Source organism: Bacteroides sp. 3_2_5 (assembly GCF_000159855.2).
GTDB classification, from domain to species: domain Bacteria; phylum Bacteroidota; class Bacteroidia; order Bacteroidales; family Bacteroidaceae; genus Bacteroides; species Bacteroides fragilis.
Map to the genome: position 1 here is coordinate 2,784,110 of NZ_JH636044.1, position 25,797 is coordinate 2,809,906.

Sequence of the window (25,797 nt, forward strand, 5' to 3'; positions counted from 1 at the left end):
TCACAATGATGTATAGCAAAGAAAAAAATTTCAGATTAATATTTAGTAAAAAACAAATTATACTTTGAATAAAGAAAAATATCCTAAGGAGTTTTTTAGATAGGCTTTATAATACTCTCTATCGAATAATTCACGTAAACTATTATAATCCAACAGATATGGATATAATATTTTATAAGATCCACTATGCTGATAATTCTCCACATCAATTTTATTACATTAATATTATAATATTTCAAGCGGTTGGGCATACCATTATATCAATAATTTATAATATTCATTTCATCTATATTTCTTTTGATGTATTTTTGTAGTCGAAATAAACAGCAAAACTAAAAATCTAATAACGAATGAATTTATATTTAAAACACACCTTATTTTATCTATTAGGTATATCTTACGCTTTGATATCTTCAGCACAGTCTAATCCGGATAAACTACAATGTAAAGTGACAGGACGCATGCTTCTGGATGGCGGTGTTTATCTCAAAAATGATAATAATTTTGGTAATGGAGTTGAATTCAGTGATCTTCGGATAGGTGCAAAAGTCGCATATCAAAATTGGGATATGAAACTTGAAATAGGCTATACCGGCAATAAAGCGACAATAAAAGATGCTTTTGCAACGTACACATACAAGAACCATTCTATACAAGTCGGACAATTCTACGAACCGTTTAGTTTAGAAATGATGTGCAGCACTTTCGACATTCGCTTTAATCAATCTCCAGGAGCTGTTCTTGCATTAACAAACGGCAGGCGAATGGGAATCACTTATAGTTACCGAAACAAACGTCATTATATGTCAGGAGGGGCATTCATGGATAATGAAGTCAACAACCTAAAAAAAGCGTCACATGGATATGCTTTGGATGGCAGGGTAGTATATCGTCCGGTTTTAGATAGCAAGAAACTTATTCATATAGGTTTTGCGGCCAATTACCGCACCCCTAACGAATCCTTAAATGAAGAAGATAAAAACATATTTATCTATAAATCTCCTGGTGTGAGTACGATTGATAACCGAAATATTGCAATGGCTACTATTGATCATGCAGCGTATCAGATAAAATTTGGCACAGAATTACTGGTTTATTATCACCGTTTCTGCCTGCAAAGTGAATATATACGTACTCATGTGGAACGAGACAATGCTTTTAAGAACTATGTGGCACAAGGAGCCTACCTTCAGTGCTCTTGGCTTTTATCCGGAGAAACTTATCTGTACGATGAATCTATTGCATGTGCTGGTCGTCCGGAAGGAAAAAGTTTGGAGGTTTGTTCACGATTTAACTATTTGACACTCAACGATGAGGATGCCGCCATTTGGGGAGGAGAACAAAAAGATATCTCCATCGGACTCAACTATTATATTAATAAATATATAGGTATAAAATTAAACTATAGCTATCTGATGCCCGGAGCCAATATAAAAGAGATCAGCCGTAAAAACTTTAGTGTTTTTCAAGGACGATTTCAATTCATTTTTTAATTGGCTATTGCTTCCATCGTCTGATCATATTTCCTATTGTAATCCTATAGAGAGGCTGGATCACCATTTGCGATTCTTTACCGATGATAAGTAAAGAAGCACGAACGGTGATCAGCTTTTTATTTAGGATAACCAATCCCATATCTATTTACTTTGCTTTTCCAGATCTCTGACAGCCGGAATGCACATCATCAAAATTGAGGTAAATACAATTGCTATCCCACAACAGATAAAAATATTGGCTATTCCTAAACTATCAGCAATAAATCCGGTAATGAACAACCCAATGATAGAAGGCAATAAGCTCACGCTGTCAAAAAGGGAAAACACACGTCCTAAATATGCCGGTTTAAACTGAGTTTGCAGTAATGAGGTAAAAGGCCCGGAAAAAAATGGGACAACTATACCTTGTGCCACTGTTAATGCTGCAAAAAGTACAAAACCATCAGCCGGAAGTATTCCACAAAATGCCAATGCCGCACCAAGCAAAAAATAGGAAATAGCAATCAGCAAGGTTTTACGTATCTTTGGATTCCATACACCCAATAAGGCACCACCGGCCAACATGCCAGCACCGAAAAGAGTTTCTATCAAACTTACTTGATACGCTGTTCCCGAGAAATTTTTCAAAGTCATCAACGGCATCAATGCCACCATTGGCATAACAAAAAATGTAACCAGAACTTCAGTTACCATTACCCAACTGACTCCTTTATTACGCATAATTACATTAAATCCATCTCGCATATCATAAAGTACATTTTTAGCTGAGGTATTTTCTTGTTTAGGATTGGGAATATACACAAAAAGTAAAGCTGTACAAGCTATTATAGCTCCCAATACATCTAGAAGCATGACAAGACTCATGTCAAACGCAAGAAGCAATATGGCTCCAAGAGCCGGACCACCAATGTTACAAATCGACTGGATAGCTTGATTGATACCCGCAATGCGCATAAGCTCTTTTTCCGGTGCCAACAATGGTACAGAGGATTTCATGGCAGGCGTATGAAATGCACCGCCAACCGAACGCAACATAAGTAAAAGATATATATGCCATAATTCGATTATATCCAAATAGAACAGTAAAGCGATCACTCCGGAACAGAGAGCGACAAAGCTGTCAGCACCAATCATAGTCCATTTGCGATTCCAACGATCGACAAAGACGCCGGCAAAAGGGCCTAATAAAGCTTGTGGTAATAAAGCAGCGATAGTTGCAAATGACAATACCTCCGCAGATCCCGTTTTAAGACTAATCCACAAAACAATAGAAAACTGGGCAATAGAACTACTTAGTATAGAGAATAGTTGCCCTGTCCATATAATGATAAACTTTTTCTTCCAATTATTCATAATAAGTTTGATAAAGAATGAAATTATTTCCCTGTTGCATCTATACAGAAGAAGAAAGAATAGGATACCTCCCTGAAAAACCTAAGGTATATCTAAAATAGGATGGAACTGTAACTAAGCCAGCTCCAAATGATTGACGAGTATGTTAAACTGATAAGTTGTTTTCATCAAATTAATTTTTGCGGTGGCAAAGATAAAACAATATTTCAAAATGCCACCAAAAACAAAAAGGAGATTATTTATAATCTCCTTTTGTACACCCTCAGGGACTCGAACCCTGGACCCATTGATTAAGAGTCAATTGCTCTACCAGCTGAGCTAAGAGTGCTTGTTTCTCGTTTGCGGTTGCAAAAGTATGGCTTTTATTTTATACTACCAAATAAACAGACCTGTTTTTTACTCTTTTTTTCTCACATTTATTCAAACTCATAGAGCTCCGAAGGCGTATTTCTCTTTAAAGCAAGTAGTTGCACATCTTTCCCGACAATAATACCTTTACTCTTCAATTTCCACTCAACTGTCTTATATGCTAACTCCGGATGATTATTATCTTTACTCAGATGGCAAAGCCAAATATAACGAAGATGCTCCATTATGTTTTCCGCAAGAAAGTTGGCGGTATCTATATTACTCATATGACCTGTTTTACTTGAGATACGCTCTTTCAGATATGTCGGATAAGGTCCCATACGAAGCATTTCTTCATCATAATTAGCCTCAATGATCAGATAGTGGGCTTTGCAAATATATCGGGCAGCAGTTGGAGTAATCTCTCCCAAGTCGGTAAGGAATGAAAAAACCTTTCCGTCAATTTCTATACAATAACCTACATTATCTGTTCCATCATGCGGAACTTCAAAAGACTCGATACGAAAATCTTCCAATTGCATCGGTTCTTCTTTCTCCAAATAGCGTACAGAACCATGCAACTTTTCTGTCATACAATAGCTTTTATTGATTCCTGCATGTACACGTGCCGTAGTATATACCGGAATATTCAATTTCTCACCTAAATGTCCTACAGCTTTAATATGATCGGCATGATCGTGAGTAATAAATACTGCACGTATTGAGTCCATAGTCACATTTATGTCCTTCAGTGATTTTTTAATGGTACGAATTCCAATACCCGCATCAATCAGTATGCCATATTTTTCGGTACCTAGATAATAGCAGTTTCCACTACTGCCACTGGCCAGGCTTATAAATCTAATCTTCATTATTCTCTTCTTTTTAATGCAAATTGCCGGCAACTTTTATGGCAAATTGTCGGCAAATATACATAAAAAAGGAAACAATCAGACGTTAGTTTTCTTCTTTTTATCGATGAAATCAGTGATTTTTGCAAAAATAAGCAAAGCAATTGCTGCAACCAAACCGATTGCCGCAAAGTAATACCAGATGTAATGTGCATTCACACTGGCAACTTCCCAGGCCTCTCTGGATTCAAACAAAGTTGGATCCGGACAATACTTGGTCAGCAGAACGCCGGCAAGACCAAATCCGAAAATGGAAGATAAAAAAGAATGAAGATGACTAAACCCTAAATACATACCTTCCTCACCTTTGGGAGCCTGTAGAGAAAAATATTCCAGATAACGGGGAGATATAAAACATTCTGCCAAACCTTGAACTACAATACCGGCAATCATCATCAATGTAATGTTGCTCATTCCAGAAACAACTTCATTATCCAAAAGATTGCCGCATGCCATCAATAGAGCAGAGACCGGAATCAGAAACATACCAATATTCATTGAGGTAATAGCACTTCGTTTTGCCATCCAACGAGTTACAAAACTAACGCAACATACTACAACAAAAGGATTTACATTAGCAATCCATCCCGGTTTGGCTGTTTCACCTGCCATACGAATTACATACTTTGGCATCGTGGCATAAAGTTGGTGCTGCACCATCCAAAATCCCGTGATAATAAGTATTAGAATCAATAAACGCCAATTGGTGACAATACGCAAGAAACCTTGTCCGATCTCACGCATACTTTTTCCTTCTCCTACGGTATGAGTTGATTTATACAAAAAGAAAACAGCCAACAAAGCAATGAGAGTCATAAATCCGGAGAAATAGTTTATGTAAATATATGCCTGATCACCAATCATATTTCGGAGAGGATCGATAACTGTTTTTCCGGTAAAAGCACCGATGTTAACCATCATGTAGAAAATAGAATATCCACGTGCACGGGTAGCCTCGGTTGTTTCCTTGGCAACAGAAGCCGAAATAACAGACTTAATAAATGAGCCGCCTATCATGATTATAAATAAAACCGGCACTATCAACCAACGGAAAACGCTATCTGTCAATCCACTAAAATGGGTACTTGCCCCATAGCTCACCAACCCGGTACTTTCAAGCAATGTAGGCAATACTCCTAAACCAAAGTATCCGGCAGTTAATAACGAAAAGGCAACAAGCATTGATTTACGAAAACCAATCTTATCGGCATATGCTCCGGTAAAAATAGGAAGCAAGTATAATCCACCGGAAAAAAGACCGGAAATCATACTTGCTTCGAAATCATTAAAACCTAAAATAGTAGATAAGTAAATAGTGAGAACGATAAACACAGCATAGTAAGCCATGCGTTCAAACAGTTCGACTGTGTTGCTGACATAAAAGGCTCTTGTGAACCCTTTGGCAGCAGGCTGAGGGGAATTGTTCATTTATGTTTTTCTTTTTTTAAATTGATAATAGGACGCAAAGATAAGATTTTCTGCCAATGCGACACCCACACATCTAAAATAAAAGCCGGAAAAAGGCTTGCAAAGCGAATTCCCGACTCAGTTTATTGTAACAGATAAGATGACACTAATTAAAAATGAAAAAAGTTTTTAGCATTAAAATAACTGATATCTTCAACCATCTGACAGACACGCTCCATTTCCGATAAAGGTATCTCACCGTTTTCCACATCACACCCCAATAAATTACATAAAGTACGACGAAAATATTCATGACGAGGATAGGAGAGGAACGAACGAGAATCCGTCAACATTCCCACAAAGCGGCTCAATAATCCAAGAAGAGAAAGAGCATTTAATTGCCTTTCCATTCCATCCTTCTGATCAAGGAACCACCATCCCGACCCGAACTGAATCTTACCAGGTATACTCCCATCTTGAAAATTACCTATCATGGTGGCAATTACTTCGTTTGCACAAGGATTCAGATTATACAGAATTGTTTTAGTCAACTTACCTTTTGAATTCAGCCGATCCAGGAATTTACTCATGGCTTTAGCCGTAGCAAACTCACCTATTGAATCAAATCCCGTATCAGGACCCAACAGCTTGAACATTCGGCTGTTATTGTTCCGAATAGCACCGTAATGAAATTGTTGTGTCCATCCTTTTTCCCAGTCCATTTCACCGAGCACAATTAACATTGCCGATTTAAACTTCAAAACTTCTTCTTTTGTCAGTTCCGAACCGCCGTATATTTTATTGAAAATAGTTTTAATCTCACCTTCCGTATAGTCCTCAGCATAAAATTCTTCGATCCCGTGATCAGACAGCTTACACCCTTGCTCTGCAAAATAGTCGTGACGTTTACGTAAAGCTAAGATCATATCATTATAGTCAGAAATAGTAATCTCACTTATTTCTGACAATTTTTCTATATAAGTGCGAAAATCTGAAGGAACTTCCACAGCCATAACTTTATCCGGACGCCATGTGGGAAGCATCTTGATTTCAAATCCACTTTCGCGAGTTCTAATATGATATTCCAATGAATCGATAGGATCATCCGTTGTACATACGGTTTCCACATGATAACGTCGCATCATTCCGCGGGCAGAATATTCCTGAGAAGAAAGTTTCTCATTACATTCATCATAAATTTCACGTGCTGTTTTCGGATTTAGTACTTTATCAATACCAAATGCAGTTTTCAGTTCCAAATGCGTCCAGTGGTACAGTGGATTACGGAAAGTATATGGGACCGTTTCTGCCCATTTCTCAAATTTCTCCCAATCTGACGTTTCTTTACCGGTACAAAAGCATTCATCCACACCATTGGAACGCATGGCACGCCATTTATAATGATCACCGCCTAGCCATATTTCAGTTAAGGACTTAAACCGATAATCATCCGCTACCATTTGGGGATTTAAATGACAATGATAATCAATAATTGGCATCTTAGCCGCATGATTATGATATAATTCCTGAGCCGTTTCGGTTTGAAGCAGGAAATTTTTATCCATAAAATTTTTCATTCTTTTGTGCTTTTATTGTATAGAATAATTATCTAAGATATAACCAAGATTACACTATTGATTATAAGCAAAATACCTTCTATTTATATTTTGATTTCATCAATCGTTATCGAACACAAAATTAAAAAAATTACTTAGAGATACAAAAATAAACCGGATATTTATAGGATTTTGGTCTTAAAATAAGAAAGGAAAAACGTTTTATCAGAATGAAGGTTACAGGATGTTAACTTCCTACCTCCAATGAAGTTGACTTCCTATTTCCAAGAAGTTAACTTCCTACATATAGGATGTTAATATCGTATTCTTAAGATGTTAACTTCTTAAAATACGGATATCCCAAATGTTTGGTGTGCACCGCATACTACTGCTTATACCTTCTAATAGGAGGTCAAATTTCTTCTTTTTTTGCAGCACGAAGGATAAGAGTAGTGGCTCCAATAGTAATAATGGCTCCGTCATCAATGCGAATACGGTCTTTATCCCCCAAGATCTCGTTCATCAAGAAAGTTCCGGTCAGGCTTGGGGCATCACGAAGAGTATAAACCAATTCTCCTTGTCTGTTACGCTTCACATTAATAATACAGTGGCGTCTGTCCATACTCATATCACCGGTTTCAATCGGAGTATTAATATCTGTACCTACACAACGGCGGCCAATGATATTATCACCTTCTTGCAGAGGTAAAACTTGCTTGAAACCGAAGACATTTTCAATGACAACGATACAGCCAAACTCTTCTTTATATACATCTTCATCCAATTTCTCTTCCTTACGAGGAGCCTTCATCTTACTCTTCCCCAGACGAATACTGAATTGCTTACCACAGTGTTCACATACAAAAACCAATGACTGGCCTTCGCTATATTTAGTTTCATCAAAAGAAAGATAGTTCTCACATTTAGGACAAAGAATTCTTTTCATTATAAAATATTTATTTAGCTAACATCCAGGCGTTCTTATAAGCCTCGTTCTCTCTTAATTTCAACAATTGACGGTTGGCATCTTCACGATCGGCACATGACATAATACTCACGCGAATCTTACCGTCACCCGTCAATACTTTGGCACCTGTATATCCCTTGGCTTTAAGTTCACCTGCCATCGCCTCCGCATCTTTCGTATTAGCTACGCTGGCAATAATTATATGATATGGAAAAGTTTTTTCCACAACCTTAGTTTCGGTTGCTTTCATTGTCTTTTCCGGTTGGTTAACTTTCACTTCTTTTACCGCAACCGGCTTTACTACAGATACTTTACGAACAGTGGACGACTTTTTCTTCGCAGTTGCCGGTTTGGTTTGTGGGATGGCATCAACTGATTTTAGCATAACCGGAGTCATTGCCACCGATTGTTTCTCTATCTTTTCAAACAAATCAGTTGGCAGTAGCCGGGCATAATTTCCTTTTTCAATATATGTATTCTCTACCGGTGTTGACATAAAGAAAAACAATGCAACCGCTGCAATCATAGCTACGGCATTTCTCAAAAAGGCCCAGTTCGCTCTGAATTCATAACTTGTCTTTTTCTTAAGAACAGTCGGAAGAATTTGTTCTTTCTCCGGACGTCGCAAAGCCGACAACTCCTTCATCTCAAACGAGTCGAGCCCATAGAGGTAAGGAGTGGTAATTTTATTGTCGTAAGGAACAAACTCGTAAGTATTATGAATGGTATAGCGGATTTCTCCAATATTAGGAAGATCAGTTTTTCCATCCTCATGCAGAGCGGAGATAAGTTCTGCCACCTCTTTTTCTACCATTTTGGTAGCATCCGAGAAGTTAGTATCGTACACAGCCATATAAGATTGTACTAAGACACCATCATTCAACGTCAATTGAGGATTGAAACCAATAGTACGGGTAGGCGGGAGGAATAAATTCTCTTCAGCCACTCTCATAGCAGGAGCGTAGTGAGCTATAAATCCACCAAAACCGGGAACGATCACACAATCATTCTCTAATAATAATACTTCAATATGCTGTGCCAATTCAATCATGTGTGCAAAATTAACTGATTAATTCAAGATATGCCATAAAACCGCACATTTTATTATTAACAAATGCTAAACGCTGGCTTCCTTTCTTAGCCATCTATAACTGTCATATTAGAAAAAATGCCTACTTTTGCGCTACTTAATAATATCATCAGAAACGAATGAATTATATACAAACAGAAATAGATGGTGTGTGGATCATTGAACCGAAGATTTTTTTCGATCCGCGCGGATATTTCATGGAAGCATTCAAGCAACAGGAATTTGATGCTACTATCGGACAGATAAATTTTATACAAGATAATGAATCTCAATCTTCATTCGGCACGTTACGCGGACTCCATTATCAAAAAGGAACCTATAGCCAAGCCAAACTAGTGCGTGTCATCAAAGGTGAAGTGCTGGATGTGGCTGTCGATTTAAGAAAGTCATCACCTACATTTGGAAAGCATATCAGCGTATTGTTAAGCGACGAAAATAAACGCCAGCTTTTTATTCCCCGTGGGTTTGCCCATGGATTTTTAGTGAAAAGCGAAATAGCTATCTTTACTTATAAGGTAGATAATATATATGCCCCCCAATCTGAGGCTTCTATCCTATACAATGATCCGGCATTGGCTATCGACTGGCCTATTGCCGATTCTCAACTTGTCATGTCAGAGAAAGACAAGCAGGCAGGAGCCTTTCGGGAAGCAGAATATTTTGAATAGAAACCCTCAATAAATAAAAGAACATGAAAATTGCAATTGTCGGAACCGGATACGTAGGTTTGGTCACAGGAACCTGTTTTGCGGAAATTGGCGTGGATGTTACTTGTGTTGACACCAACAGCGAAAAAATAGAGGCGCTTAAAAAGGGGATTATCCCCATTTATGAAAATGGATTGGAAGAAATGGTCATCCGCAATACCAAAGCCGGTCGACTAAAGTTTACGACTTCACTGGAAAGTTGCCTGGATGATGTAGAAGTAGTGTTCTCTGCTGTCGGAACCCCACCTGATGAAGATGGAAGTGCTGATTTGAGTTATGTACTCGCTGTGGCACGTACCATTGGACAAAACATGAAGAAATACAAACTTGTAGTCACCAAAAGTACCGTACCTGTAGGTACAGCATGCAAAGTTCGTAATGCCATTCAGGAAGAATTAGACAAACGGGGTGCCAAAATAGAATTTGATGTAGCTTCCAATCCTGAGTTTCTGAAAGAGGGTAATGCAGTCAATGACTTTATGAGTCCTGACCGTGTTGTAATCGGTGTGGAATCGGAACGTGCAGAAAAATTAATGACTAAGCTATATAAGCCATTCATGCTAAATAATTTCCGCGTGATATTCATGGATATTCCCTCTGCCGAAATGACCAAATATGCCGCAAACTCAATGTTGGCTACTCGTATCAGTTTCATGAACGACATCGCTAATCTGTGTGAGTTAGTAGGAGCTGATGTAAATATGGTGCGTAGCGGTATCGGTTCGGATACTCGTATCGGACGTAAGTTCCTTTATCCAGGCATTGGTTATGGTGGGTCATGTTTCCCCAAAGACGTAAAAGCTTTGATAAAGACAGCAGAACAGAATGGATATCAGATGCGTGTGTTACAGGCAGTAGAAGAAGTGAACGAAAATCAGAAAAGCCTGTTATTCGACAAACTGGTAAAACAATATAATGGAAATCTGGAAGGTAAAACAGTTGCATTGTGGGGATTGGCATTCAAACCGGAAACAGATGATATGCGCGAAGCACCTGCATTGGTCCTAATTGACAAACTGTTGAAAGCCGGCTGCAAAGTACGGGCCTATGATCCCGCAGCAGCAAATGAATGTAAAAGACGAATCGGCGAAACCATATACTATGCACGCGACATGTATGATGCGGTTTTGGATGCTGATGCTTTGATGCTGGTAACCGAATGGAAAGAATTTCGTCTGCCTTCGTGGGCCGTTGTGAAAAAAACAATGTCACAACAGGTAGTCATGGACGGACGTAACATTTATGATAAAAAAGAAATGGAAGAACAGGGTTTTATTTACCATTGTATCGGCAAATAATACCTTATACCACCGCATCCTCACAAACCTGATAACAGAGCTGAAAAGTTAAGAGTTTTTTTGTAACCCCCAATTTACTTTTCAGCTCTTTTTTTATATCTTTATCGATATAAATGAGTAATTTTGCACAAAATTAAACAGATGATAAAGTACATTGCAACATTGTTACTGACGGTCTTATTCGTAGCATGCAATAATGGCAAAGGACAACAGCCCTCTGAAGAAAATGAAGACCCCAAGGCCAAAGAGATTCTCCAAGGCATTTGGCTTGATGATGAAACTGAAACTCCCTTGATGCGCATAATAGGAGATACGATTTATTATTCCGATGCTCAAAGTGCTCCGGTTTATTTCAAAATCCTAAAAGATACGCTCTATACCTATGGCAAAGACGTAACCCACTATCAAATTGACAAGCAGAGTGAATATTCTTTTTGGTTCCATTCTCTGGCTGATAATATTATCAAGCTCCATAAGTCGGAAGATCCTAATGATACATTGGCATTCTCCTTTAAGTCGGTTGAAATTATTCCGACCTATACAGAAGTCACTAAGAAGGACAGTGTGGTAATGTTCGATGGCGTCCGCTACAGAGCCTATGTATACATCAACCCCTCACAAATGAAAGTAGTGAAAACAACTTATTCGGAAGATGGTATCAGTATGGACAATATTTACTATGACAATGTAATGCATATATGTGTGTATGAAGGCAAGAAAAGTTTATATGCCAAGGACATTACCAAGCAAATGTTTGTAGATGTAATTCCAACAGATTTTCTGCAACAGGCCATTCTATCTGATATGAATTTTACGGGAATTGACCGCAAAGGCTATCATTATCAAGCACTCGTCTGTATTCCGGAAAGTCCGGTATGCAATCTTGTGAATCTTACCATCAGTTTCGATGGAAAACTAAATATAACGGCTGCAAAATATAAATAAACCGACCTGACCGAAGAATTACAAATAGCAAAAAGAGTATTAAGAGAAAAAGGGCAGAAAAGCTTTACGCTTATCTTCTGCCCGATCTGGGTGCCGTAGAACGTCCACCGTTATTATTTTTTCTATTTCCGTTCCGGAAGTTTCTTCCTCCTCTTCCTGCGTTAGTATACGAACGAGGATTATATTGAGGAGCTTCCCCCAATTCAGCCGGTACCGGTATCTTATAAATTTCTTTTTCGAGGAAATTCTCGATATTCTTAAAATTAGTTTGTTCTTTCTCATTCACAAACGTGAGGGCAACTCCATCATTGTTCGCACGTGCAGTACGTCCGATGCGGTGAACATAATCTTCACTGTCATGTGGAACATCGAAATTAATCACCAACCGGATATCATCAATATCTATCCCTCTGGATACAATGTCTGTAGCGACCAAAATGTTGATACGTCCCGATTTGAATTCATGCATAATAAATTCACGCTGTACCTGCTCAAGATCAGAATGCATTTCTCCAACATTCAACTTCATCATTTTCAGCGCCTTTGCCACTTCTTTTACTTTTATCTTTGAAGATGCAAAAATGATAACTCTTTCGGGCACCTCTTCCGCAAACAAGCTTCTTACAATACCCAATTTCTGATTTTCGTAACAGACATAAGCAGCCTGAACAATTTTTTCAGCAGGTTTCGATACGGCCAGTTTGACTTCAGCAGGGTTATTCAGGATAGTATTGGCCAATTGCTGAATCTTAGCTGGCATGGTAGCGGAAAACATAATCGTCTGGCGTTCTTTTGGCAAATATTTTACGATCTGCATAATATCCTCGTAGAACCCCATATCAAGCATACGGTCTGCTTCATCAAGAATAAAATAAGAAACCCGGGATAAATCAACGTATCCCAGACTCAGATGTGCAATCAGGCGTCCCGGTGTAGCTATAACCACATCGGCACCAAGCATCAAGCCTTTTTTCTGCTGCTCAAAAAGTATTCCGTCATTTCCTCCGTAAACAGCCACACTTGAAACAGGCATAAAATAAGAGAAGCCCTCCATTTGTTGATCTATTTGTTGGGCCAGTTCACGGGTAGGTGACATAATCACACAGTTGATGGCATCTTCCGGATGTCCACCTTCCGACAATTTATTCAATATAGGCAACAAAAAGGCAGCCGTCTTACCGGTTCCTGTCTGCGCTACAGCGATTAAGTCTCTACCTTCGAGTATTACTGGGATCGCTTGTTCTTGTATAGGAGTACATTCCTCAAAACGCATAGCGTCGAGTGCTTCAAGTACATTGTCATTTAATTGTAATTCGGAAAACTTCATCGTTTATTTTATTTGCTCGCAAAGATAGAAAATTCACTACGTAGTACAAATTTTTCGGGTTCTTTTATTCTTTCCACTCTTACATATTCAAATAAGAGTCCTTAAATCCCAGGAAGTAAAGTACGCCATCAAGCCCAATCGTATTAATAGATTGTTTGGCATTGGCCACAACTTTGGGTTTTGCATGAAAGGCAATGCCAAGACCGGCAACTCCCAACATAGGAAGATCATTAGCTCCATCCCCAACAGCAATGGTTTGAGCGATATCTACTTTTTCTACCTGAGCGATCAATCGCAGCAGTTCCGCTTTACGCTTTCCATCTACCACATCTCCCAAATAACGCCCCGTCAGCTTGCCGTCTACAATCTCAAGTTCATTGGCATATACATAATCAACACCGTATTTCTTCTGCAAATACTGTCCAAAGTAGGTGAAACCTCCCGAAAGGATAGCAATCTTATAACCATACTTCTTCAGAACATACATCAAGCGATCCACCCCTTCAGTTATTGGCAGACTCTCGGCAATTTCCTGCATTACAGATTCGTCCAGTCCTTTCAGCAGTGCAACCCGCTCACGAAAACTTTCCGTAAAGTCAATTTCTCCCCTCATGGCACGTTCCGTAATTGCTTTTACTTCAGCACCTACACCGGCACGTATAGCAAGTTCGTCAATTACTTCGGTTTCTATTAATGTAGAGTCCATATCGAAACAGATCAGGCGGCGCATACGGCGATACATATTATCCAACTGGAAAGAGAAATCCATTTCAAGTTCACTGGCCAATTTCATCAACTGTCCCTGCATAGCTTCTTTATCCCGGGGAGTACCGCGAACCGAGAATTCAATACAGGCTCGGGTATGCATTTTACGCTCATCCAATGGAATACGTCCGGTCAGACGTTTGATGGCATCAATATTCATGTCCTGCTCAGCTAAAATACGGGTAACCGCCGCAATCTGACGAGCCGTAAGTTTACGTCCCAGCAATGTAAGGATATAGCGGTTCTTACCTTGCATATTCACCCAGCTTTCATACTCTTCTTCGGTAATCGGATAGAAACGAATGGTTACTCCCAAGGAAGATGCCTTAAAAAGCAACTCTTTCATCATAAATCCCGAGAGTTGTTCCTCAGTCATACAGAGAATGCCCAGTGAAAGGGTGTTATGAATATCTGCCTGACCAATATCCAGGATAGTGGCATCGTATTTTGCCAATATCTCTGTTACGGAGGCTGTAAGTCCCGGACGATCTTCACCGGTAATACGAATCAGAATTAATTCTGTTTTTGATGGTTGCATAGCTGAATGTTCATTAAGTATCCTGCAAAAGTAGGGGAAAATTCCCAGTATTTATGCTAAATAACATAAAAAACTGCACTTAAAAAGAGAGAAAATTACTTGTTTATTTGGAAGTTGGAATAATATTTACTTACCTTTGCACCCGGTTTCTGAATTAAAGGCCTTGACAGTCAACAGATTCCTCTCTGTTGTGCCTAAAAAGACGATGTTTCGGGGAGAGACCACTGTTTTAGAGGACAGTCCCGGATAGTATTAACTAAAACCGAATTACATGAGGCATGTAAAATGGATTTTTGTTGTATTACTAATTAGTTCCTTGACTTCTTTCGTAGAAAAAGACAAACCCACCGGAGGTTTGAATGTGGGTGACGTAGCCCCTGATTTCACAATCGAATCTACGTCAGATGCACAGTACAATTTTGATTTGACCGACTTAAAAGGTAAATATGTGCTGCTTAGTTTTTGGGCAAGTTACGATGCACAGTCCCGGATGCAAAACGCAAGTTTGAGCAATGCGCTTCGATCAACTTCTCAAGATGTGGAAATGGTTTCCGTTTCATTTGACGAATACCAGTCGGTATTTCAGGAAACCATTCGTAAGGACCAAATAGTTACGCCCACCTGTTTCGCGGAAACTAAAGGCGAAAGCTCCGGCTTGTTTAAGAAATACCGTTTAAACCGGGGTTTCACTAACTATTTATTGGATGGAAATGGTGTGATTATAGCCAAAAACATCTCTGCTGCAGAACTTTCTGCTTATGCAAACAAAATCAAAGGTTGATTTTAAAGCGTAAGAAGAGAGTGGGGGTTCCCAACAGGATTTCGATCCCGGGAACGAGACAAAAGAGGAAATGAATACAACAAAAAATTCCGCCCGCACTTGTGGATTTCACAGGAGCAGGCGGAAATTCTTATTTTTAGACCCTTTGAATTCAAATGCAATCCATTATTTGGGAGCCTTTCTATATAGGTAAAATGCAATCAGCGCATACAGTAAATTAGGAATCCACATGGCGATCATCGGAGGCATATTTCCATTTACCGCAAAAGTAGATGCCACGGTCTGGAACAGGATATATGAAAAGCTCAGTCCAAGTCCTATTCCCAAATGCAATCCCATTCCCCCCTTTGTTTTTCTTGAAGAAAGAGATACTCCGATCACAGTCAGGATGAATGATGCAAATGACATGGCGATTCGTTTATGATACTCTATTTCAAACTCTTTGATATTGGCAATACCCCTTTGTTTCTGCTTATCTATATATGCACTAAGCTGAGGGCTGGTCAACATTTCCTGTTGATTACGCATAATCATGAAATCGGCAGGTTCCATCGGTATAATGGAATCCATCTTATCTCCACGGACAATAGTTTCCTTTAATCCGTCGAGATTACGAATCATATAATCCTTAATGGTCCATTTATTAACCGCAGTAGTATCATAAGTAATGCTACGGGCAGTCAAATGGGATACCAGTTTCTTATCTACGAATTTATCCAGCGAAAAACGGTTTCCTGTCTTATTGTAATCCTGATAGTTATCAATATAAGCAATCACGCCTGTGTCTATCTCCAACTGTATATTGTGTACATAAGTGGTCTTTTTCTTTTTCACGTATTTATCTTCAAAGTCCAGACGAGTCACACTGCCTCTTGGAATCACATACGATCCTAATATAAAGGTAGAAATCGCAATGATACCGGCCGATATCATGTAAGGACGCAACATACGTTTAAAACTCATACCGGTAGAAAACATTGCAATAATCTCGGAGTTCTCAGCCAGTTTAGAGGTGAAGAATATGACAGCAATAAATACAAACAACGGACTGAACAGATTCGCGAAATATGGAATAAAGTTCATGTAGTAATCGAAGATGATTGCCGACCACGGCGCACTCCGTTCCATAAACTTATCCATCTTCTCGTTGAAGTCGAATACTACTGCGATGGAGATAATCAATGCAATAGCAAATACATACGTCCCCAAGAATTTCTTGATGATATATAAGTCCAGGCGTTTAATAAAACGATTGCTTCTCATAAATTTATAGTCTTGTTGACACTCTTTTCACCATCATAGGTTTCCAGGTTGAAAAGTCTCCTGCGATAATGTGCTTGCGTGCTTCTCCTACCAGCCACAAATAAAACGCCAGATTGTGGATAGATGCAATCTGCATGGCCAGCAACTCCTGCGCATGGAATAAATGGCGCAAGTATGCTTTGCTGTACAGTGTGTCTACATACGAAGCACCGTCAGCTTCAATAGGAGAGAAGTCTGCTTCCCATTTTTTATTACGCATGTTCATGATACCGTCTTTCGTAAACAACATTCCGTTTCGTCCGTTACGGGTAGGCATCACACAGTCGAACATATCTACTCCACGTTCAATACCCTCAAGAATATTAACCGGTGTGCCGACTCCCATCAGATAACGTGGTTTGTCCTTGGGAAGTATCTCGTTCACCAACTCAATCATCTCGTACATCTTATCTACCGGTTCGCCTACGGCAAGTCCGCCAATGGCATTACCGTCTGCATCTTTCGAAGCTATGTATTCTGCAGATTGTTTACGCAGGTCGGGGTATACACATCCTTGCACGATAGGAAAAAGAGACTGGCTATAACCATATTTAGGTTCCGTCTCATTGAATCGTTGAATGCATCTGTCGAGCCAGCGGTGTGTCAATCCCAATGACTTTTTGGCATATGCATAATCCGAATCCCCCGGCGGGCATTCGTCAAATGCCATCATGATGTCGGCACCTATGATACGTTCGATATCCATAACCTTTTCAGGAGTAAAGATATGCTTGCTGCCATCAATATGCGAACGGAATTCGGCCCCTTCTTCACGCAATTTACGGATACCGGACAAAGAAAACACCTGAAAACCACCACTATCGGTCAGCATCGGACGGTCGAATCCATTGAACTTATGCAATCCACCGGCTTTTTCGAGTACATCCAGTCCCGGCCGCAAATAAAGATGATATGTATTTCCCAGAATGATCTGTGCCTGAATATCCTCTTTCAATTCAGTCTGATGTACTCCTTTCACACTGCCGATTGTACCTACCGGCATAAATATAGGGGTTTGTATTTGCCCGTGGTCTGTTGTAATCAGACCGGCACGGGCATTACTTTTTGCGTCTGTATATTGTAATTCGAATGTCATTCCTGGTTGGCTTTCTTTACGGATAAATCAATGGCATCGGCAACCTTCTCTTGAGTCAATGCAATGGCAAAGACCTCTTTTACATCATTCACATAATGGAAAGTCAGTCCTTTCAGATATATATCCTGTATTTCGTCAATATTCTTTTTGTTCTCGGCACTCATAATAATTTCTTTGATGCCGGCACGCTTAGCTGCCAGAATCTTCTCCTTAATACCACCTACCGGAAGTACCTTGCCACGTAACGTGATTTCCCCGGTCATAGCCAGATTAGCCTTCACCTTACGTTGTGTCAAAGCAGAAGCCAACGAAGTAGCCATTGTGATACCCGCCGACGGACCGTCTTTCGGAATAGCTCCTTCAGGGACATGGACATGGATGTTCCAGTTATCAAAGATCTCTTCATCCAGATTTAAGAGTGAAGCATGTGCTTTGATATACTCAAGTGCCAGCATAGCAGACTCTTTCATCACTTCACCCAAATTTCCGGTTAATGTGAGACGTCCGCCCTTGCCGCGGCTCAGACTGGTCTCAACAAATAAGATTTCACCTCCAACGGCTGTCCATGCCAATCCTGTCACCACACCGGCATAATCATTGCCTTGATATTTATCACGAGTATATTCCGGAGCACCTAGGAAGTCATACAAATCAGTCGGTTTGATTTCTGTTTTTAAGAAGAAACCATCTGTTGCATATTGGCGAGCCGATTTACGAAGAATCTTACCGATTTTCTTTTCCAACTCACGCACACCGCTTTCACGTGTGTACGATTCGATAATAGCTTCCAGCGTATCTTTTGGAATTTTAATGTCGGTCTTCTTCATTCCGTTTGCTTCCAGCTCCTTCGGCACTAAATGCTTTCGTGCTATTTCCACTTTTTCTTCCGTGATATAACCACTCACTTCAATCAGTTCCATTCGATCGAGCAATGGTCCGGGAATGGTATTCAAGTTGTTTGCCGTAGCAATAAACATCACTTTGGACAAGTCGTAATCCACATCCAGGAAATTATCATGGAAAGCCGTATTTTGTTCCGGATCAAGCACTTCAAGCAAAGCCGATGAAGGATCTCCCTGACGGTCGGCACTCACTTTATCTATTTCGTCCAGAATAAATACCGGATTCGAAGAACCCGCTTTAATCAGGTTTTTGATAATACGTCCCGGCATTGCACCGATATAAGTTTTACGGTGTCCGCGAATTTCCGCTTCATCGTGCACACCTCCCAATGACATACGGATATATTTCCGCTTCAAGGCTGCGGCAATCGATTTTCCCAGTGAAGTCTTACCAACTCCCGGAGGGCCGTATAAACAGATAATAGGAGACTTCATGTCACCCTTCAATTTAAGTACGGCTAAATGTTCCAGAATGCGTTCCTTTACTTTCTCCAGACCATAATGATCCTTATTCAGCGTTTTCTCGGCATTCTTTAGGTTTAAATTGTCGGTAGTATAAACTCCCCACGGCAGATTGAGCATTGTCTGCAGATAATTCAACTGCACACTGTAATCCGGCGATTGAGGATGGGTACGTTCCAGCTTGGCAAGCTCTTTCAGGAAAGTTTCCCGCACTTCGGTACTCCACTTCATGTGTTCTGCCTTTTGGCGCATCTCTTCTATTTCCTGTTCCTGGCCGCCGCCACCCAGTTCGTCCTGGATCGTTTTAATCTGCTGCTGCAGGAAATACTCACGTTGCTGTTGGTCAATATCCTCACGGGCACGCATCTGGATAGATGCCTTTATTTCGGCCAACTGCACTTCACGATTCAGGATTTCAAGCAACCGATAGGTACGTTCACGCAACGAATCAATGCGCAACAGTTCGATTTTCTCGTCCTTCTTCAACGGAAGGTTCGTACAGATAAAGTCCACCAGGAACATGTGGTTCGTCAGGTTTTTGATGGCAAACGCTGATTCCTGATGTAAAGTGTCCGATGATTTAATATATCGTATTGTCAAATCCTTGCAGGTTTCCACCAATGCCTGAAACTCCTTATCATCTTTTGAAGGGATTTCTTCTTCAATAATGTTCACTTCACCCTTCAGGTACGGATGTGTTTCAGTAATATTCTTCAGCTCCAGGCGTTTCATTCCCTGAATAATGACTGTTGTTGTCTGGTCGGGCATTTCGAGTACACGCACAATCTTACCTATGGTTCCGATCGGGTGCAAGTCCTCAAATGCCGGCTCGTCCGTTTCCGCCATTTTCTGGCAAACTACTGCAATATAGGATTTTTTCTTATCGGCTTCCCTCACCAATCTCAAAGATGATTTTCTGCCAACAGAAACAGGCATAAATACTCCGGGGAACAATACCATATTACGGAGGGGGAGTACCGGAAGAGTTTCACCAACCTTTATGTCAAACACTTGATCTTCGTTTCCGTCAAAATCGGCAATTAATGAAAATGCGTTATCATTCTGGTCATCCATCTCTCTTAAATATCTTTCTTTCTTCATTTCGTATAAATTAGTTTATGTCATATCAGCGAACATAAAACGTTCGCAAAGTTAATCGATTCTTCATTAAGAATAAAACATCTATTCGATAAAAACACAAAAACAATGCCAAATAATAATGTGGACGGAATGTCATATCACAATATTTACCTATTTTTGGCGAACTTAATTATTTCTTAGCTAAATGAGCCAACCTTTTTTTCAGTTTAAACAGTTTACTGTCTGGCACGATAAATGTGCCATGAAAGTAGGCACAGACGGTGTCCTGCTCGGAGCTTGGACCCCGGTAGAGTCCTCGGCACGTATTCTTGATATTGGTACCGGTACCGGATTGGTGGCACTTATGCTGGCCCAACGCTGTTCCGCTTCCGTTATTGCTCTTGAAATAGACGGAACAGCCGCACAACAGGCTGCAGAGAATATCACCCGTTCACCTTGGGGAAGCAGGATAGAAGTCGTTTGCCAGGATTTCAGGTTATACAGCAATAAGAATAATAGCCTGAAATATGATACAATCGTATCAAATCCTCCATATTTCACAGACTCCCTGAAGTGTCCGGACAGCCAGCGCAACACAGCCCGACATAACGATAACCTGTCTTATGAAGAGTTGCTGAAGGGAGTATCGAATTTACTTTCGCCAAATGGTACTTTTACAGTAGTCATACCGATGGATGCAAGTGATTCTTTTAAAGACATCGCATCTTCACAAGGCCTGTATCCATCCCGCCAGCTCTTGGTCATCACTAAACCGGGAGCACCCCCAAAACGTACCTTGATCTCATTTACATTTATAAAACAAGACTGCAAAGAAGAGAAATTATTAACAGAAGTTGCTCGCCACCGCTACAGTGATGAATACATTAAATTAACCCGGGAGTTTTATTTGAAAATGTAAAAGGCGTCGCTCTGTTCCAGTTGCATTATTCCGTATTATCGGAATTCCACCATAGCACAAAATGAAATAAGAGTAACCACATTGACATGTGCGATTACTCTTATTTCCTGTCGGGGTAGCGGGATTCGAACCCACGACCCCCTGCTCCCAAAGCAGGTGCGCTAACCGGACTGCGCTACACCCCGAGTGCTTTTTTCACAAGAACTTCATTTTCGTCGGGGTAGCGGGATTCGAACCCACGACCCCCTGCTCCCAAAGCAGGTGCGCTAACCGGACTGCGCTACACCCCGTTTTATAGGGAAGTTCCTTTCAAAAGCGGTGCAAAGATAGGGACTATTTTTTAATATACAATAGTGGAGGAACGTTTTTTTGATATTTATTTTTTAACACCCTGTCCGTCATATATTTGAATATGAAATAAAAAAAGAGGATTACTCATTAAAAGAGTCCCGGTTCTGATGGAATCGGGACTCTTTTACCAAACAAACGACAGAGAACAGTTACTCAAGATCCTCTTTTACTACTTCATCTATCTCCTTGAGCTTCTTCTCCTTTGACTTTTTGTTGCCGGCAGATTTCTTTTTGGTATCATCATACACATTGTCTGCACGGTCTTCCATCTCTTCACTCCAGTCGTCATACATATTTGTTGCCGGCTGGCCGGTAAGAGTGGTATTCTCTTCTGCGATAGGTACATCTCTGTTAATTACTTTTGCCATATGTTCTACATTTTATTATTATGCTATAAAGACAATAAAAAATAGAAAAAGTTCTCCGTGTTAATGAAGTTTGATACTATTAGATAGATTTTAAAGCGGTATTTCAAGTTATATTTCCGAAAGCAGTGAACTAAATGCCGTTTCAAATGTATAATACAGAAATATCACCATTAAAAACGAATGTCATGAGATTGAAAACTCCCAAACCGATACGGCTTATTGCCCTTGCCGGCATAGCCTTGTTTATAGACAGTTCTGTTTCCATTCCCTCTGTCAGCGTAAAGGACTGGACCGAAATAGACGAAACAGGTAACCCACTTTATCCACTACCCAAATAACAACTCTTATGCTTACACAATTTTTAAATCTACTTGCTACTATCATCAGCGTCATCAGTTTGCTGATCGTAACTTATGGCGCGCTTATTGCCATTATTTCTTTCATTATCAATGAACTGAAGAGAGTAACCGGAGCTTACACCCCGACCAATATCCGAAAGTTGAGAGCCGTGTTCGGCACTTACCTGCTATTGGGGCTGGAGTTCCTTATCGCTTCGGACATATTGAAAACGGTATTGGAACCTACAATGAACGAACTGATTATTCTGGGAGGTATTGTCGTTATAAGAACCATATTATCGGTATTCCTCAACAAAGAAATCAAAGAATTAGAAACAGAAAATAACTAAAACATAGTGAACCAACCATCTGTAATGGCGTTTATATCATTATTAATAAAAGAAAGGAGATCGGACTTATGAATACCGAAAAAGAGAAAACTTCATCAGAAGAACAAAAAAAGGCTGAAAAAGTGCTTAAAGACAAAGTTCCCGTACAGCAAACCGGAACCTACAGCGAAGCCACCAAGAAAGAAGTGCGCGACGCAGTAAAAGAGCTCAATCCGGACATGAGCGGATTGGATAGGGGTTAACAGCCCCTATCTTCCCGGAAACATCAGTGTAAAGCAGCTTCCTTTCCCTATCTCTGAGGAGACTGTAATGGTGCCGCCATGCAGATTCATGATCTGCTTACATAAACTGAGTCCGATGCCGGACCCCGATGGCTTGGTCGTAAAGAACGGAACAAATACTTTGTCTATCACTTCCGGAAGAATGCCTTCGCCGTTGTCACGCACCGTGAGACTGCAAACTTTTCCGGGGACCTGTTCCAACTCTACTTCTATCTGCGGTGCAGTATTTTGTCCGCAGGACTCTTTGGCATTTTTAATCAGATTGATCAGCACCTGCTCTATCTGGGCACGATCAATGTACAGAGTGGCCCCCCTGTGTGTTGCCGCAAAATGAATGAACGAATCAGGGAAGAGTTTCCTTAGGTCGGAAAAGAGTTCGTCCACCGCTACCGATGTGCAGGCAGGAGTGGGGATACGAGTCAACCGACGGTAGTTTTCCACAAAACCGAGCAGCCCTTTACTTCTCCGATGGATGGTCTGCATGGCTTGCAACATCACTCCGTATTCTTTCTCACTGAGCCGTTCGGGTATTCCGCGTTCACTCAATGTTTCGGATAATGAAATGATAGGAGTGATAGAGTTCATTATTTCATGGGTCAATACCCGTATCAACTTCTGCCAGGCTTCCATCTCGTTACGTTCCAATACCGAATGGATGTTTTTCAGGCTGACCAACAGCCTTTCCTTATTTTGTGCGGCAAACAAAGTACATGATACCGCCATCTCTACCGAGGCTCCTTGCTGCCGGATACGTACCACCTGCGTCTCGTTCCAGGAGGTGGTCAGCCACTCCTGAGGCAACCGGGATTCTTGTCCGACCAGTGCCACGGCCGCACGGTTCATCCATTCCACCCGGCCCGAACGGTCAGTCACCACCACAGCCGTATCTACCTTATTTAAAAGGTTCTCGTAATACTGGTGCTTGATCTCTTCCTCGAGCAGGCGTCCACGGAACAACCTAAGCGTCTGAGAAAGTTCGTCCGCCAGTTCAACCATCATCTTGCTTTTAAACGGCGGCTGAAAGTTCTGCGTCATGTCATTGAAGCGGATGCAGTCTGTCAGTCGTCTCATCATGCCTGCCAATTTCATCTGGATGGAATAGAGATGAACGCCTGTAGCGATCAGCAGGATGCCCACAATCAGAGTGCTGAACCATAATTCGTAACAGAACAGCAAGTATCCTCCGATGGAGAGCACCACCAACAATAAAATGTGCAGCACCACACTGATGGAATAGCGTTTCATAAGCCCAGTTTTTCAAGTTTGCGATAAAGAGCAAAACGGGTGATACCAAGATACTCGGCTGCCCGGGTGATGTTCCCCTCGCTCAGCCGCATGGCTTTCTCTACCGCTTGCCGTTCCAGCAATTCCAGATTGAGTACCTCTTCCTCTTTCTTTTGCCGGACAGAAGAGTGGAAAAGAAAGTTCTCAGGCTTCAGCAGGGAGCCGTCACCCAAAATCACGGCACGCTCTATGGTATGCTGCAACTCGCGTACATTGCCCGGCCAGTTATACTTCAGTAACTTATTCTTTGCCTCGCGCGTCAGCCCGTGCATCTCCTTCTTATATTTGCGGGCATAGCGCTCTAAAAAGAACTCGGCCAGCAGAATGACATCGTTACCACGCTCCCGTAGAGGAGGAATATGAATTTCTATCGTATTGATGCGATAGAGCAGATCCTGACGGAAATTACCTTCATCCACCATTGCCCTGATATCGGCATTCGTCGCACAGATCAGGCGGACATCGATAGGTACCGACTGAGTAGAGCCTAACCGGCTGATCTGCCTTTTCTCTATCGCAGTGAGCAGTTTCGATTGCATAGGGAGCGAAAGGTTACCTATTTCATCCAGAAACAGAGTACCCCCTGTCGCCACTTCCATGCGTCCCGCCTTTGCTTTGCGTGCGTCGGTGAAAGCACCTTTCTCGTATCCGAATAATTCGCTTTCGAACAACTGTTCGGGAATACTGCCCAGGTCGATCGTTACAAACGGTTTACCATATCGGGGAGAACAACGGTACAGCAAGCGGGCAATCACATCTTTTCCGGTACCGTTTTCACCCAGAATCAGGATATTGGCATCCGTCTCGCTTAACTTGTTGATGGTTGAAAACACCTCTTGCATAGCCTCCGATTCACCGATAATCTCATTTTCCGGTCCACCCTGTCCGCTCAGCACTTCTACCTGCTCCTTCAGCATATTCACTTCATGACGTGACTGCCGGAGTTTCATGCCCGAAGAGAGTGTAGCCAGCAGTTTCTCTTTTTCCCATGGTTTGGGGATAAAGTCCGTTGCACCTGCTTTGATGGCACGCACAGCCTTGTCCGTATCGGCATAAGCCGTCATAAAAATCACAATGGCCTGCGGATCGATCTTCAGAATCTGTTCCAGACTCTCAAATCCTTCCTGCCCACTGATGGCATCACGACTGAAGTTCATATCGAGCAAAATGATGTCCGGACCGAACGTGGTCATGAAGTATTCGATGCGATCGGGAGTAGTAGCCACCTTAATCTTCTCAGTATAAGGTTCGAGCAATAGATTGAGGGCGAACAACACATCCTCGTTATCGTCTACAATTAATATTTTTCCAAGCTGTTCCATGTTATATTACGAGCTAATTTACTTTCCTTTAAAGGATAAGATATACCAGTTGTACAACTCGTTGTGTACCAGTTGTACATCTCGTCATGCACCAGTTGTACAACTCGTCGTGTACCGGTTATACATCTCGTACATCTTATCTTACCATGTAATGATGCTAAAGTAAGCCGGATATATTCACTTACCTTTAGCCTGAGGGCAAAGGTACATATTATATCCATGTGTTGTGTGTGCTAATTCGCACTATTTTTGT

General features: G+C 40.9%; 23 protein-coding genes and 3 tRNA genes. 9 read left to right on the forward strand and 17 right to left on the reverse strand.

Annotated features, from left to right (window positions below; genetic code table 11):
* Positions 1-350: 350 nt before the first annotated feature.
* Positions 351-1,493: an OprO/OprP family phosphate-selective porin gene (locus BSHG_RS06760; protein ID WP_008660247.1), complete on the forward strand. Its 1,143-nt coding sequence runs from the start codon at positions 351-353 to the stop codon at positions 1,491-1,493.
* Positions 1,494-1,637: 144 nt separating this feature from the next.
* Here BSHG_RS06760 and BSHG_RS06755 read toward each other — a convergent pair whose 3' ends face one another.
* The 7 genes from BSHG_RS06755 to BSHG_RS06725 all read right to left on the reverse strand — a co-directional run bounded on the left by BSHG_RS06755 (position 1,638) and on the right by BSHG_RS06725 (position 9,089).
* Entirely contained in the window at positions 1,638-2,849 is a 1,212-nt protein-coding gene (locus tag BSHG_RS06755) for an MFS transporter (RefSeq protein WP_005793942.1), read from the reverse strand.
* 255 nt (positions 2,850-3,104) lie between these two features.
* Positions 3,105-3,177, reverse strand: a tRNA-Lys gene (locus tag BSHG_RS06750).
* Between the two features lie 88 nt (positions 3,178-3,265).
* Complete coding sequence (locus tag BSHG_RS06745) at positions 3,266-4,069, reverse strand: MBL fold metallo-hydrolase (RefSeq protein WP_008660251.1); 804 nt, start codon at positions 4,067-4,069, stop codon at positions 3,266-3,268.
* A gap of 78 nt (positions 4,070-4,147) precedes the next feature.
* Entirely contained in the window at positions 4,148-5,536 is a 1,389-nt protein-coding gene (locus tag BSHG_RS06740) for an MFS transporter (RefSeq protein WP_005803520.1), read from the reverse strand.
* A gap of 149 nt (positions 5,537-5,685) precedes the next feature.
* Positions 5,686-7,092 carry a glucuronate isomerase gene (uxaC, locus tag BSHG_RS06735; protein ID WP_008660254.1) on the reverse strand — a complete coding sequence of 469 codons (1,407 nt, stop codon included), beginning with the start codon at positions 7,090-7,092 and terminating at the stop codon, positions 5,686-5,688.
* 391 nt (positions 7,093-7,483) lie between these two features.
* Positions 7,484-8,017, reverse strand: a complete 534-nt coding sequence (locus BSHG_RS06730; protein WP_005793935.1) for an FHA domain-containing protein — start codon at positions 8,015-8,017, stop codon at positions 7,484-7,486.
* Between the two features lie 10 nt (positions 8,018-8,027).
* Complete coding sequence (locus BSHG_RS06725; protein ID WP_008660255.1) at positions 8,028-9,089, reverse strand: SPOR domain-containing protein; 1,062 nt, start codon at positions 9,087-9,089, stop codon at positions 8,028-8,030.
* Between the two features lie 158 nt (positions 9,090-9,247).
* On the opposite strand from BSHG_RS06725, the gene rfbC reads away from it, so the two are divergent.
* The 3 genes from rfbC to BSHG_RS06710 all read left to right on the forward strand — a co-directional run bounded on the left by rfbC (position 9,248) and on the right by BSHG_RS06710 (position 12,078).
* Positions 9,248-9,796 (forward strand): dTDP-4-dehydrorhamnose 3,5-epimerase, encoded by a 549-nt coding sequence (rfbC, locus tag BSHG_RS06720; RefSeq protein WP_008660256.1) that lies wholly within the window; start codon positions 9,248-9,250, stop codon positions 9,794-9,796.
* Between the two features lie 23 nt (positions 9,797-9,819).
* Positions 9,820-11,133: a UDP-glucose dehydrogenase family protein gene (locus BSHG_RS06715; RefSeq protein WP_005787721.1), complete on the forward strand. Its 1,314-nt coding sequence runs from the start codon at positions 9,820-9,822 to the stop codon at positions 11,131-11,133.
* A gap of 141 nt (positions 11,134-11,274) precedes the next feature.
* Positions 11,275-12,078 carry a DUF4738 domain-containing protein gene (locus BSHG_RS06710; protein ID WP_005787724.1) on the forward strand — a complete coding sequence of 268 codons (804 nt, stop codon included), beginning with the start codon at positions 11,275-11,277 and terminating at the stop codon, positions 12,076-12,078.
* A gap of 70 nt (positions 12,079-12,148) precedes the next feature.
* On the opposite strand, the gene BSHG_RS06705 is transcribed toward BSHG_RS06710, so the two are convergent.
* Together BSHG_RS06705 and serB are read right to left on the reverse strand one after the other, a co-directional pair.
* Positions 12,149-13,405 (reverse strand): DEAD/DEAH box helicase, encoded by a 1,257-nt coding sequence (locus tag BSHG_RS06705; RefSeq protein ID WP_005787725.1) that lies wholly within the window; start codon positions 13,403-13,405, stop codon positions 12,149-12,151.
* Positions 13,406-13,484: 79 nt separating this feature from the next.
* Positions 13,485-14,708, reverse strand: a complete 1,224-nt coding sequence (gene serB / locus BSHG_RS06700; protein ID WP_005793930.1) for a phosphoserine phosphatase SerB — start codon at positions 14,706-14,708, stop codon at positions 13,485-13,487.
* Between the two features lie 271 nt (positions 14,709-14,979).
* Between serB and BSHG_RS06695 the strand changes: the two genes are divergently transcribed.
* Positions 14,980-15,489, forward strand: coding sequence for a thioredoxin family protein (locus tag BSHG_RS06695; RefSeq protein ID WP_008660257.1), 510 nt, complete (start codon positions 14,980-14,982; stop codon positions 15,487-15,489).
* Positions 15,490-15,654: 165 nt separating this feature from the next.
* Here the strand turns inward: BSHG_RS06695 and BSHG_RS06690 are convergent, their stop codons facing one another.
* The 3 genes from BSHG_RS06690 to lon are packed head-to-tail and all read right to left on the reverse strand — an operon-like array spanning position 15,655 to position 20,352.
* Positions 15,655-16,752 (reverse strand): LptF/LptG family permease, encoded by a 1,098-nt coding sequence (locus BSHG_RS06690; protein ID WP_005787732.1) that lies wholly within the window; start codon positions 16,750-16,752, stop codon positions 15,655-15,657.
* A 4-nt stretch (positions 16,753-16,756) separates the two neighbouring features.
* Positions 16,757-17,887 carry a tRNA guanosine(34) transglycosylase Tgt gene (gene tgt / locus BSHG_RS06685; RefSeq protein WP_005787735.1) on the reverse strand — a complete coding sequence of 377 codons (1,131 nt, stop codon included), beginning with the start codon at positions 17,885-17,887 and terminating at the stop codon, positions 16,757-16,759.
* Positions 17,884-20,352, reverse strand: a complete 2,469-nt coding sequence (gene lon, locus BSHG_RS06680) for an endopeptidase La (protein WP_005787738.1) — start codon at positions 20,350-20,352, stop codon at positions 17,884-17,886. The genes tgt and lon overlap by 4 nt, the downstream gene beginning before the upstream one ends.
* A gap of 184 nt (positions 20,353-20,536) precedes the next feature.
* Here lon and BSHG_RS06675 point away from each other — a divergent pair, with 184 nt between their 5' ends.
* On the forward strand, positions 20,537-21,250 hold the full coding sequence (locus BSHG_RS06675) for a tRNA1(Val) (adenine(37)-N6)-methyltransferase (protein WP_008660259.1): 714 nt from the start codon (positions 20,537-20,539) through the stop codon (positions 21,248-21,250).
* A 110-nt stretch (positions 21,251-21,360) separates the two neighbouring features.
* Here BSHG_RS06675 and BSHG_RS06670 read toward each other — a convergent pair.
* The 3 genes from BSHG_RS06670 to BSHG_RS06660 form a co-directional block, all read right to left on the reverse strand.
* Positions 21,361-21,435 (reverse strand) — tRNA-Pro (locus BSHG_RS06670).
* A 30-nt stretch (positions 21,436-21,465) separates the two neighbouring features.
* Positions 21,466-21,540 (reverse strand) — tRNA-Pro (locus BSHG_RS06665).
* 210 nt (positions 21,541-21,750) lie between these two features.
* A complete protein-coding gene (locus BSHG_RS06660; RefSeq protein WP_005787741.1) occupies positions 21,751-21,969 on the reverse strand; it encodes a hypothetical protein in 219 nt (72 codons plus the stop codon).
* A gap of 185 nt (positions 21,970-22,154) precedes the next feature.
* Here BSHG_RS06660 and BSHG_RS23330 point away from each other — a divergent pair, with 185 nt between their 5' ends.
* The 3 genes from BSHG_RS23330 to BSHG_RS22230 all read left to right on the forward strand — a co-directional run bounded on the left by BSHG_RS23330 (position 22,155) and on the right by BSHG_RS22230 (position 22,899).
* Positions 22,155-22,307 (forward strand): hypothetical protein, encoded by a 153-nt coding sequence (locus BSHG_RS23330; protein WP_162837734.1) that lies wholly within the window; start codon positions 22,155-22,157, stop codon positions 22,305-22,307.
* Between the two features lie 8 nt (positions 22,308-22,315).
* On the forward strand, positions 22,316-22,657 hold the full coding sequence (locus BSHG_RS06650) for a DUF1622 domain-containing protein (RefSeq protein ID WP_008660261.1): 342 nt from the start codon (positions 22,316-22,318) through the stop codon (positions 22,655-22,657).
* A 68-nt stretch (positions 22,658-22,725) separates the two neighbouring features.
* The gene (locus tag BSHG_RS22230; protein ID WP_005777810.1) at positions 22,726-22,899 is read left to right on the forward strand and encodes a hypothetical protein; all 174 of its coding nucleotides are present in this window, start codon (positions 22,726-22,728) and stop codon (positions 22,897-22,899) included.
* Between the two features lie 6 nt (positions 22,900-22,905).
* Here BSHG_RS22230 and BSHG_RS06645 read toward each other — a convergent pair whose 3' ends face one another.
* Entirely contained in the window at positions 22,906-24,183 is a 1,278-nt protein-coding gene (locus BSHG_RS06645; RefSeq protein WP_008660262.1) for a sensor histidine kinase, read from the reverse strand.
* On the reverse strand, positions 24,180-25,544 hold the full coding sequence (locus tag BSHG_RS06640) for a sigma-54-dependent transcriptional regulator (protein WP_005793798.1): 1,365 nt from the start codon (positions 25,542-25,544) through the stop codon (positions 24,180-24,182). The genes BSHG_RS06645 and BSHG_RS06640 overlap by 4 nt, the downstream gene beginning before the upstream one ends.
* Between the last annotated feature and the right edge of the window lie 253 nt (positions 25,545-25,797).